Source organism: Pseudomonas sp. CM25 (assembly GCF_013179705.1).
In the GTDB taxonomy this organism is placed as follows: Bacteria; Pseudomonadota; Gammaproteobacteria; order Pseudomonadales; family Pseudomonadaceae; genus Aquipseudomonas.
Genome location: NZ_JABMCW010000196.1, coordinates 1 through 10,530, shown reverse-complemented (window position 1 = coordinate 10,530; position 10,530 = coordinate 1). Strand labels below are relative to the sequence as shown.

General features: G+C 65.4%; 6 protein-coding genes. 3 read left to right on the top strand and 3 right to left on the bottom strand.

Going from position 1 to position 10,530, the window contains the following annotated elements; genetic code table 11:
- The first annotated feature begins 157 nt into the window (after window positions 1-157).
- Window positions 158-1,576: an amino acid permease gene (locus tag HP546_RS19095; protein ID WP_172228354.1), complete on the top strand. Its 1,419-nt coding sequence runs from the start codon at window positions 158-160 to the stop codon at window positions 1,574-1,576.
- Between the two features lie 139 nt (window positions 1,577-1,715).
- On the opposite strand, the gene HP546_RS19090 is transcribed toward HP546_RS19095, so the two are convergent.
- Both HP546_RS19090 and HP546_RS19085 read right to left on the bottom strand, forming a co-directional pair.
- A complete protein-coding gene (locus tag HP546_RS19090) occupies window positions 1,716-3,335 on the bottom strand; it encodes an FMN-binding glutamate synthase family protein (RefSeq protein WP_172228352.1) in 1,620 nt (539 codons plus the stop codon).
- A 184-nt stretch (window positions 3,336-3,519) separates the two neighbouring features.
- The gene (locus HP546_RS19085) at window positions 3,520-7,800 is read right to left on the bottom strand and encodes a DEAD/DEAH box helicase (RefSeq protein ID WP_172228350.1); all 4,281 of its coding nucleotides are present in this window, start codon (window positions 7,798-7,800) and stop codon (window positions 3,520-3,522) included.
- Between the two features lie 184 nt (window positions 7,801-7,984).
- On the opposite strand from HP546_RS19085, the gene HP546_RS19080 reads away from it, so the two are divergent.
- The gene (locus HP546_RS19080) at window positions 7,985-8,398 is read left to right on the top strand and encodes an NUDIX domain-containing protein (RefSeq protein WP_172228348.1); all 414 of its coding nucleotides are present in this window, start codon (window positions 7,985-7,987) and stop codon (window positions 8,396-8,398) included.
- Here HP546_RS19080 and metR read toward each other — a convergent pair.
- Complete coding sequence (gene metR / locus HP546_RS19075; protein WP_172228346.1) at window positions 8,382-9,299, bottom strand: transcriptional regulator MetR; 918 nt, start codon at window positions 9,297-9,299, stop codon at window positions 8,382-8,384. The genes HP546_RS19080 and metR overlap by 17 nt on opposite strands.
- Before the next feature lie 196 nt (window positions 9,300-9,495).
- Here metR and HP546_RS19070 point away from each other — a divergent pair, with 196 nt between their 5' ends.
- A complete protein-coding gene (locus HP546_RS19070) occupies window positions 9,496-10,491 on the top strand; it encodes an alpha/beta fold hydrolase (RefSeq protein WP_172228344.1) in 996 nt (331 codons plus the stop codon).
- Window positions 10,492-10,530: the final 39 nt, after the last annotated feature.

Genomic DNA, 10,530 nt, shown 5'->3' with positions numbered 1-10,530 from the left:
GCTTCCTATACTGCTCGCCCCCTTCGCCCCGCCGGGTGCTCTACACCGGCATACGGGCCGGCCCACGAGGCCAGCCTGGCAAGCCACCGCCACGCCTATCGGCATGGTCAGTGCTGCACGAAGGTCAAATCCAATAACAAAATGAGGTTGTATTGCTATGCCAGTCGGCAACCACCCTGCCCACGGCCAAGCCACTGAAGGCGGCCCGCTCAAGCGTGAACTGGGCGAACGGCACATCCGCCTGATGGCGCTGGGCGCCTGTATCGGTGTCGGTCTTTTCCTGGGTTCGGCCAAGGCCATCGAAATGGCCGGCCCTGCCATCATGCTGTCCTACATCATCGGCGGCCTGGCCATCCTGGTGATCATGCGCGCCCTGGGCGAAATGGCCGTGCACAACCCGGTCGCCGGGTCTTTCAGCCGCTATGCCCAGGACTACCTCGGCCCGCTGGCGGGCTTTCTTACCGGCTGGAACTACTGGTTCCTGTGGCTGGTAACCTGCGTGGCCGAAATCACTGCGGTGGCCATCTACATGGGCATCTGGTTCCCCGATGTACCACGCTGGATCTGGGCCCTGGCGGCCCTGGGCAGCATGGGCGCGGTCAACCTGGTGGCGGTGAAGGCCTTCGGCGAGTTCGAGTTCTGGTTCGCCCTGATCAAGATCGTCACCATCATCGCCATGGTCCTTGGGGGCATTGGCGTGATTGCCTTCGGCTTCGGTAACGACGGTGTGGCACTCGGTATTTCCAACCTGTGGAGCAATGGCGGCTTCATGCCCAACGGCATGACTGGTGTGCTGATGTCGCTGCAGATGGTCATGTTCGCCTACCTGGGCGTGGAAATGATCGGCCTGACCGCCGGCGAAGCGCGCAACCCGCAGAAGACCATTCCACAGGCCATCGGCTCGGTGTTCTGGCGCATCCTGCTGTTCTACGTTGGTGCGCTGTTCGTGATCCTGTCGATCTACCCGTGGAACGAAATCGGCAGCCAGGGCAGCCCGTTCGTCATGACCTTCGAGCGCCTGGGCATCAAGACTGCGGCGGGCATCATCAACTTCGTGGTCATCACTGCGGCGCTGTCGTCGTGCAACGGCGGTATCTTCAGCACCGGGCGCATGCTCTACAGCCTGGCGCAGAATGGCCAGGCCCCGGCGGCGTTCGCCCGTACCTCGAAAAACGGCGTACCGCGCAATGCGCTGCTGCTGTCGATCGGCGCGCTGCTGCTGGGTGTGCTGGCCAACTACCTGGTACCGGAAAAGGTCTTCGTCTGGGTGACTTCGATCGCCACCTTCGGTGCAATCTGGACCTGGGTGATGATTCTGCTGGCGCAGCTCAAGTTCCGCGCTGGCCTGAGCACCGCCGAGCGCAAGGCACTCAAGTACCGCATGTGGCTGTGGCCGCTGAGCTCCTACCTGGCGCTGGCCTTCCTGGTGCTGGTGGTTGGCCTGATGGCGTACTTCGAGGATACCCGCGTGGCCCTGTACATTGGCCCGGCGTTCCTGGTGTTGCTGACGGTGCTGTACTACACGTTCCGCCTGGCACCGAAAGAGGTGCAGGGTGTGGCCAGTACCGCTTCCTGATCTGAGATAGCCGGGGCCGCTTTGCGGCCCATCGCCGGCAAGCCAGCTCCCACAGTTACAGCATATCGCTCCAGGGCAAAGCGGTCAGTGTGGGAGCTGGCTTGCCGGCGATGGGCTGCAAAGCAGCCCCAGGTGCCTGTCAGGCCGCCACCTCACTGTGCGGCTCAAAGCTGTCCGCCCGCGCCAGTTGCCACATGCGCGAATAGAACTGGCCATTCACCTCGCCAGTCAGCAACTCCCCCGGCTTCAGGAACACATGCATCTGCGAGAACAGCTTGATCTCGGTGGCCGATACCCGCCGTACCAGGTGCTTGGCTTCCAGCTGCTCGGGATGGTTCAATCCCGCCGCAGCCAGCATTTCGGCCAATGCACGCAAGGTGTTGTGATGGAAGTTCAACACCCGCTGGGCCTTGTCCGGCACCACCAGGGCGCGCTGGCGCAACGGGTCTTGCGTGGCCACGCCGGTCGGGCATTTGTTGGTATGGCAGCTTTGCGACTGGATGCAGCCAATGGCAAACATGAAACCGCGCGCCGAGTTGGCCCAGTCGGCGCCAATGGCCAGCACGCTGGCAATGTCAAAAGCACTGACGATCTTGCCGCTGGCCCCTAGCTTGATCTTGTCGCGCAGGTTCAGGCCGACCAGGGTGTTGTGCACGAACAGCAAGCCTTCGCGCAACGGCACGCCGATATGGTCGGTGAATTCCACGGGCGCCGCACCCGTGCCCCCTTCCTTGCCATCGACCACGATGAAGTCGGGCAGGATGCCGGTTTCCAGCATGGCCTTGGCGATGCCCATGAACTCCCACGGGTGGCCCAGGCAGAACTTGAACCCCACCGGTTTGCCCCCCGACAGTTCACGCAGCTGGGCGATGAACTGCATCATTTCGGTGGGGGTGGAGAAGGCGCTGTGGCGCGACGGCGAGATGCAGTCTTCGCCCATCAATATGCCGCGGGTCTCGGCGATTTCCTGGGTGACCTTGTGCTTGGGCAGGATGCCGCCATGGCCGGGCTTGGCGCCTTGGCTCATCTTTATCTCGATCATCCGCACCTGCGGGCTGCGTGCTTGCGTGGCGAAGCGCTCAGGGTCGAAACGGCCATCCGGGGTGCGGCAACCGAAGTAGCCGCTGCCCAGTTCCCACACCAGGTCGCCACCGTGCTCGCGGTGATAGGGGCTGATGCTGCCTTCGCCGGTGTCATGGTGGAAATTGCCCAGCTTGGCGCCCTGGTTGAGGGCGCGGATGGCATTGGCGCTGAGTGAGCCGAAGCTCATGGCCGAGATGTTGAAGATCGACGCCGAGTACGGCTGGCTGCACTGTGGTCCGCCGACGATGGTGCGGAAGCTGGACGGGTCGGCCAGCGGTGCCGGGCGCATGGAGTGGCCGATGAACTCGAAGCCGGACTCGTACACGTCGATCAAGGTGCCGAAGGGTTTGTCCGAAGCCTCGTTCTTGGCCCGGGCGTACACCAGCGAGCGCTGGGCGCGGGAAAATGGCAGGGCGTCGCTGTCGGACTCCAGCAGGTACTGGCGAATTTCCGGGCGTATGGCCTCGACCAGGTAGCGGATGTTGCCCAGGATCGGGTAGTTGCGGCGCACGGCATGGCGTTGCTGCAGCAGGTCGAACAGGCCGATCAGGCTGAGGATGCCGGTGGTCAGCGTGAACGGCCACAGCCATTCGTGGTGGGTGAAGGGCAGGCTCGCCAGGGTGAACAGTACACAGGCGGCGAAGAAGGCGTAGCGGCTGAGAAGTGACAGGCTCATACAGGGTCCTTGCGATGGCGCGGTCAGGCTCAGGGCCTGGGGCAAACCCCGACCATAGCCAAGTTGCCGGGCTGTGCAAATTAAAATCGGGGTAGCGAAAATCATTCTCGCCAAGCCATTGCTGCATCAACGGCCTTGGCGCCCGCGAGCCCGCTAGCATTTGCCCCGCCGCAGCAAATACCGCTCAAATCGTGTTGCGCAACAGCATCTGTCGCCAGCCCTCCTGCTCCTGTACCGGCGCCTCGACCATGAATGTGTAGCGCCCGGCCACCCGCATCGCCACCGGCACCCCATCCCGATACAACAAGCGGTTGCCGCTCACCGCAGGTACCTTCGCCCCCGGCAGCAATGACCCGATCAGGTTCAGCGGGTCAGCGGCACTTACCACCAGCAGCGCGCCGTCGGGCTCGCGTCGGCGCACCTGCCGCAGCAACCCCACTGCTTCCGGCAAGGCGAACTGTTCGCCGGCCAGCCCGGCAATGAAGCGCCCGCCACGAATCTCGCCACGGGCTTCCAGCCGGTGATAGCAGCGCAACAGTTCACGCCAGGGCGGCAGCACGTCGCTCTCGCGCTCCAGCAGCCGCCAGCAGATCACCCCATAGCGGCGCAGCAGGCTGCGGGCAATATGCTCCAGGCGCTGTTCGTGGTCAGGAGGCGTATCGCTGCGGCGCAGCAGGGCCCAGCGCCCGGCATGCGCCATGCTGCTGGACAGCGGCGGGTGGCCGCGGCGGCTGTTGCGTGCAGTGCGCTTGGCCGCAGGCGTGATCAGGCTGCGCAAGCCGGTGAAGCTGTCAGCACCGACCAGCCCCGAGCCCACCAGCTCCTGCAGCGCATTTTCCAGTTCGCTGGGTAGCAGATGTGCCTCATGCGCCAGCTCATCGAAGAACAGCGCCCCGTGGGTTTTCAGGGCTTCATGAACCCGCTGCGCGCGCAGGCCGAGGGTATCGACGGCGGGGGCGGGCGCCAGGCTGCGCCAGCTGTTCAATGGGTCGCGCGGTAGCAGCACCAGTGGTGTGCTGAACAGCGTGCTGCTTGCCACCGTAGCCGCCAGCCGGCTCCAGGCAAACTGCCCGCTGCGGCAGGCTTCGTCGAGCCAGTGCGGGCTGTAGTCCTTGATACGCGCCGGCAGCAGCGCTGCTTCCCAGGCGCCGGCGGCACTCGGAAACCCCTGCAACTGCCCGAGCACCTCGGCCACCGCCTGCGGTCCGCGCAGGCGTTCGTCCGGGGCCAGGTGTTGCCAATCGAACAGAAACCGCATGAAGTCCTGCAGGCTGACCGGTTCGATCTCCCGGCGCAGGCGCTTGACCGTGTAGCGGTGTATGCGCGCCAACAGGTGGCGCTCGCACCATTGCAGGTCGGTCGCAGCGGGGCTGAAGTGCCCGCGCAGCACATAGCCTTCGGCTTCCAGGCGGGCCAGGGCCTGTTCGATGGCCTGCAGCGGTTGGCCAAGCGGTGCTGCGATCCGGGGCGCGGTTTGTGGACCATGACCGCTCAGGCGGGCCCGCAACAGTTCGACCAGCGCACTGTCAGGCTCCACGGCCTGATCGAAGCCTGGCAGTACCGGTAGCGCAGGCTCCAGCCGAGCGCCCGGGTATAGCACGTTCATCAGGCTCAGCCGCTCACGCGCCACCCACAGGTTTTCATCCACCACGCGCAACGCCCGTCCAGCTTTGGCCAGCTGCCCGAGCAGCAGCGCCCAATCGGGGTTGGCCTGCACTTCGTCCTGGCTGATACAGCCAAGCCCCATCAGCGCCTCGTGCATTTCATCGGCGTTGCCGGGTTCTGGCCAGGCCTCGGCTTCGACGGCCGCGATGGCGTCTGCGTCCAGCGCACCCAGGTCGTCACCACTGCGCACCTCGCTCCAGCGCCGGTTCAGCACCGCCTGGGTGCGCCGCTCTTCCAGCGGTGCATCGTCGAGGAAGGCATACGGCCTGGCATTGAGAATGGCCGCAGCCAGCGGAGAGGGGGCGGGCAGGTCACGGCACAGCAGACGCACTGCGCCGCTTTCCATGCGCCGCAACAGCGCCAGCCAGCCTTCGCAGTCCATCGCCTCGTGCAGGCAGTCATCGAGGGTTTGTTCGACCAGCGGGTGATCGGGTACCTGCCGCTCGCCGACAATGTTCTCCAGGCAGGCGATCTGGTCGGGGAACACGGCGGCCACCAGGTCTTCGCTTTTCATCCGCTGGATCTGCGGTGCTACCTTGCGCCCGCCGACAAAGCGCGGCAGGGCCATCGCCACACTGGCGTTCCAGCGCCAGCGCACGCCGAACAACGGCGCCTCGAGCACTGCCTGAATCAGGATTGGCTCGGCGCTGCGGCTGTTCAGGTAGCGCCACACTTCATCGAGCTCGAAGCTATGGCTGGTCGACAGCGACAGTACGATGGCATCCTCGCTGGCGGCGGCCTGCAGCTCGAAGTTGAAGGTGCGGCAGAAGCGCTTGCGTAGCGCCAGGCCCCAGGCGCGGTTGATGCGGCTGCCGTACGGCGAGTGGATGATCAGCTGGGTGCCGCCGGATTCGTCGAAGAAGCGCTCCATCACCAGGGTCTCCTGCGAGGGCAGGGCGCCAAGCGCTTCGCGGGTGCGGGCCAGGTAGTCGAGCAACTGGCCGGCGCTGTCTTCACCCAGTTCGAATGCGCTCTGCAACCACGCCAGCACTCGGTCCAGGTTACCGTCAGCCAGTGCCAGTTGCTGGTCAACCTGCCCCTGCAAGCGGGCCACCGCAGCCGACAGCTCGTCACTGCGCCCCGGCGCTTCACCCAGCCAGAACGGGATGGTCGGCGGCAGGCCCTGGGCATCCTCCACCCGCACCCGGCCCGGTTCTACCCGCAGGATGCGATAGGAGGCATTGCCCAGCTGGAAGATATCGCCGGCAATGCTTTCCACGGCAAAGTCTTCATTGACGCTGCCGATGTTGAGCGACTGCGGTTCGAGCAGTACCGAGTAGTCGGCGTTGTCGGGGATGGTGCCGCCGCTGGTCAGCGCCGTCAGCTGGCTGCCGCGGCGGCCACGCAAGGTGCCACTCACGGCGTCGCGGTGCAGGTAGGCACTGCGCACGCCCTGGCGGCCGTTGTAACCCTCGGCGAGCATGCGCAGCAGCGCCTGGTAATGGGCGTGGTCGAGTGCGGCATAGGGCGCGGCCTGGCGCAGGCAGTCGAACAGCGCCTGCTCATGCCAGGCCTGGTTGCTGGCTTCGGCAACGATCTGCTGGGCCAGCACGTCCAGCGGCGCCCGGGGCATGTGCAGCTCGTCCAGTTCGCCGCGGCGTACGCAGTCCAGCAGCGCCACGCATTCGATCAGGTCGTCGCGCGAGGTGGGGAACAAGCGCCCCTTTGGCACGCCGTCCACCTGGTGGCTGGCGCGGCCGACACGTTGCAGGAACGCCGCGATCGAACCCGGCGAGGCGATTTGACACACCAGGTCGATATCACCGATGTCGATGCCCAGTTCCAGTGACGCGGTTGCCACCAGCATCTGCAGCTTGCCGTTTTTCAGGCGCTGTTCGGCATCCAGACGCAGCTCCTTGGACAGGCTGCCGTGATGCGCGGCAACGGCCTCTTTGCCCAGCCGGTCGCTGAGGTGGCGGGTGATGCGTTCCGCCAGGCGGCGGGTATTGACGAATACCAGGGTGGTGCGGTGTTCCCTGGCCAAGGCGGCCAACCGGTCGTACACCAGGCCCCAGACATCGGTGGCCATCACTGCACCCAGCGGCACGGGCGGGACCTCGATGGCCAGGTCACGCTGGCGCGCATGCCCCACATCGACGATGGCGCAAGGCCGAGCGCTGCCGACCAGAAACTGCGCCACCCGCTCGACCGGCCGTTGCGTGGCGGACAGGCCGATACGCCGCAGCGGGCGGTTGCTCAAGGCCTGCAGGCGCTCCAGGGTCAGGGCCAGGTGGCAGCCGCGCTTGTTGCCGGCCAAGGCGTGGATTTCGTCGACGATCACCGTGTGTACGTTGGCCAGGCCTTCGCGGCCAGACGCCGAGCCCATCAGTACGTAAAGCGATTCGGGGGTGGTCACCAGAATGTGCGGGGCCAGCTTGCGCATGGCAGCACGCTCCTTCTGCGGGGTATCGCCGGTGCGCACTGCCGTGGTGATGCGCGGCGCTTTCAGGCCCTCGTCTGCGAGTGCCTGGCTGATGCCTTCGAGCGGCGCCTGCAGGTTCAGGCGGATGTCGTTGGACAAGGCCTTGAGCGGCGAGACGTAGACCACCTGCGTTTGCGCGGGCAAGTCGCCGTGGCGCTCCAGACCTTGGCGAAACAGCTCGTCGAGCACCGCCAGGAATGCGCTGAGGGTCTTGCCCGAACCGGTTGGCGCGGCCAGCAGCAGTGACTGGCCGGCATGGATCAACGGCCAGGCCTGCGCTTGCGCATCGGTGACGGTGGCGAAATGGCCACGGAACCAGGTACGCACGGCGGGGTGGAACAGCTCGAGCACCGGGTGGTGTTTGGCGGGCAGGTTCATGTTCTGGTTATGGCGGGTGCGGGGCGGGTTGGCAAGGGGCCGTTCGTCTGGGAGGTCTGGTGAAAACTGATGCGGCCTTTTTGCGGGCTTGCCCGCAAAAGGCCGGGGACAGGAGGCCGTGGACTTGTCAGGCCAATGACCCCATGGGATCCTCCACGGCCATTGTCCTTGGTGAGCCCAGCCCATGCCCAACACCATCCGCATCGCCGCTGCCCTGCTGATCGACCCTCAGGGCCGCACCCTGCTGGTGCGCAAGCGTGGGACCCAGGCATTCATGCAGCCTGGCGGCAAGATCGATGCCGGCGAATCACCCGTTCAGGCACTGGTGCGCGAACTGCATGAGGAGCTGGGCCTGCAGATCGACCCGGACCAGGCCGTGCACCTGGGCCAGTTCAGCGCCCCGGCCGCCAACGAGCCAGGCTTCGAAGTACAGGCCGAACTGTTCCGGGTCGACAGCGCCGCAGCGGTGGTCCCGGCCGCCGAGATCGAAGAAGTGGTGTGGCTGGCCGGCGATCAGACGCCCGCGATGCCACTGGCGCCCCTGACCCGCGACCTGATCCTGCCGCTGTACCGCCAGGTGCTCAACGAACCGCGCTGACACCGTCCAGCGTGGCGAAAGAGGTGTCCTTGGCCGTCAGCAGGAAGTCGCGCATGTACGGCGCATCGAGCATGTCAGTGCGCACGGCGGCGTACAGCGTGGCAAACAGGCCCTTGTCGCCCAGGCGCTTGCCCTTCACATAACCGCGAGAGCTGTATTCATGCAGCGCCCAGTGCGGCATGCCACAGACGCCGCGGCCGCTGGCCACCAGCTGCATCATCATCACCGTCAGCTCGGAGGTGCGCACGGCTGCGGGCTCGATGTCTGCCGGCTCCAGGAAACGGGTGAAGATGTCCAGGCGGTCGCGCTCCACCGGGTAGGTGATCAGGGTCTGGTCGAGCAGGTCCTGCGGCACGATATACGGTTTGCTGGCCAACGGATGCTGGTTGGCCACGGCCAGCATCGCTTCATAGGTAAACAGCGGCACATAGGTGATGCTGGGCAGGTCCAGCGGGTCGGAGGTCACCACCAGGTCGAGGTCCCCGCGCGCCAGCGCCGGCAGCGGGGCAAAGGCGAAGCCGGAGGCCAGGTCCAGCTCCACTTCCGGCCATGCGTCGCGGAACTGGTCGATGGTCGGCATCAGCCACTGGAAGCAACTGTGGCATTCGATGGCCATGTGCAGGCGCCCGGCGGTACCTCCGGCAAGGCGCGCGATGTCGCGTTCGGCGCCGCGCAGCAGTGGCAGGGTGGCATCGGCCAGTTGCAGCAGGCGCAAACCGGCGCTGGTGAAGCGGATCGGTTTGCTCTTGCGCACGAACAACGGCAGGCCAAGTCGCTCTTCCAGTTCCTTGAACTGATGCGACAGCGCCGACTGAGTCAGGTGCAGGCGCTCGGCAGCCTCCACCAGGCTGTCGGCTTCGCGCAGGGCATGAAGGGTTTTCAGGTGACGGATCTCCAGCACTGCTGACTCCGGGGTGATGATATGAGAAAAGAGCAATAGAGTTGAGTTTCCCTCATGTTGCGGTCGCTGTCGACTGCACGTTCAGCCGCACCGCCTGGCGGGAGTCATCAAACTGTCACTGAACTGTGGCAGCGCGACCGAAAAGAATTCATCAGACTCGCGCTCTACTGGGTATCTGCATTCTGGTGTTTCTTCCATGCGGGCTTTTCTGCTTTTTGTTTTCTTCATATTCAGCGTACCTGCGAGTTTCGCCGATCAACGTTGTGACACCCACGTCCCGGTGCAGCGCGCCGAGCTGGGCGCGGTCAGCCTGGTGTACCAGAGCGTCGGCGCGCCGCGTGACCCGGTCCTGCTGTTGGTGATGGGCCTGGGTGGACAACTGATCCACTGGCCTGATGACGTGGTCGAGGCGTTGTGTCGCCAGGGTTTTCGGGTGATCCGCTATGACAACCGCGATGTCGGCCTGTCACGCTGGAACCAGCTGCCACCGTCAGCCAACCTCACGCTCGAACTGCTGCGTTACAAGGTGGGCCTGCCGGTGTCGGCACCCTACACGCTGACGGATATGGCAGATGACGGCTTGCGCCTGATGGATGCCTTGAGCGTGCGGCAGTTTCATGTGCTGGGTGTGAGCATGGGCGGCATGATCGCCCAGCACCTGGCGGCCATGGCCCCCGAACGCGTGCGCAGCCTGACGTTGGTCATGTCCAGTTCAGGGGCTGCCGGGTTGCCAGCGCCGGACCCGGCGCTGGTGCAGTTGCTGGCGCGGCGCAGTGCGCCGAACCGCGAAGTGGCCATCGAGCAGCAGGCCGACCTGCTCGCCGCCCTGGGCAGCCCCGAAGTACGTGACGACCGTGCGGTATTGCTGCAGCAGGCGGCTGTGGCTTACGACCGGGCCTTCAACCCGGACGGGGCCAAGCGCCAGATAATGGCGATACTGGCCGAGCCCAGCCGGGTGGAATTGCTGAACCAGCTTCGGGTGCCGACCCTGGTGGTGCATGGCACCGCCGACCCGTTGCTACCGGTGATGCATGGTGTGCACCTGGCAGCGCATATCCAGGGCAGCCAGCTGCGCTTGATACCCGGGCTGGCGCACCGGTTTCAAGAGCGCTTCAAGGCGCCGCTGCTGGGCGCGGTGTTGCCCTACCTGCAGGCGCATCGGCAGGATGTCACACATATCGCCGGGCTTTGAGGCAGGGACTGGCCCTCAGTGCATCCGCAGCCACAAGGT

Excerpts from the sequence above, each read along its gene's own strand:
- HP546_RS19090 (WP_172228352.1), bottom strand. The coding sequence starts at position 3,335 with ATGAGCCTGTCACTTCTCAGCCGCTACGCCTTCTTCGCCGCCTGTGTA.
- HP546_RS19085 (WP_172228350.1), bottom strand. The coding sequence starts at position 7,800 with ATGAACCTGCCCGCCAAACACCACCCGGTGCTCGAGCTGTTCCACCCC.
- HP546_RS19070 (WP_172228344.1), top strand. The coding sequence starts at position 9,496 with ATGCGGGCTTTTCTGCTTTTTGTTTTCTTCATATTCAGCGTACCTGCG.
- HP546_RS19080 (WP_172228348.1), top strand. The coding sequence starts at position 7,985 with ATGCCCAACACCATCCGCATCGCCGCTGCCCTGCTGATCGACCCTCAG.
- HP546_RS19095 (WP_172228354.1), top strand. The coding sequence starts at position 158 with ATGCCAGTCGGCAACCACCCTGCCCACGGCCAAGCCACTGAAGGCGGC.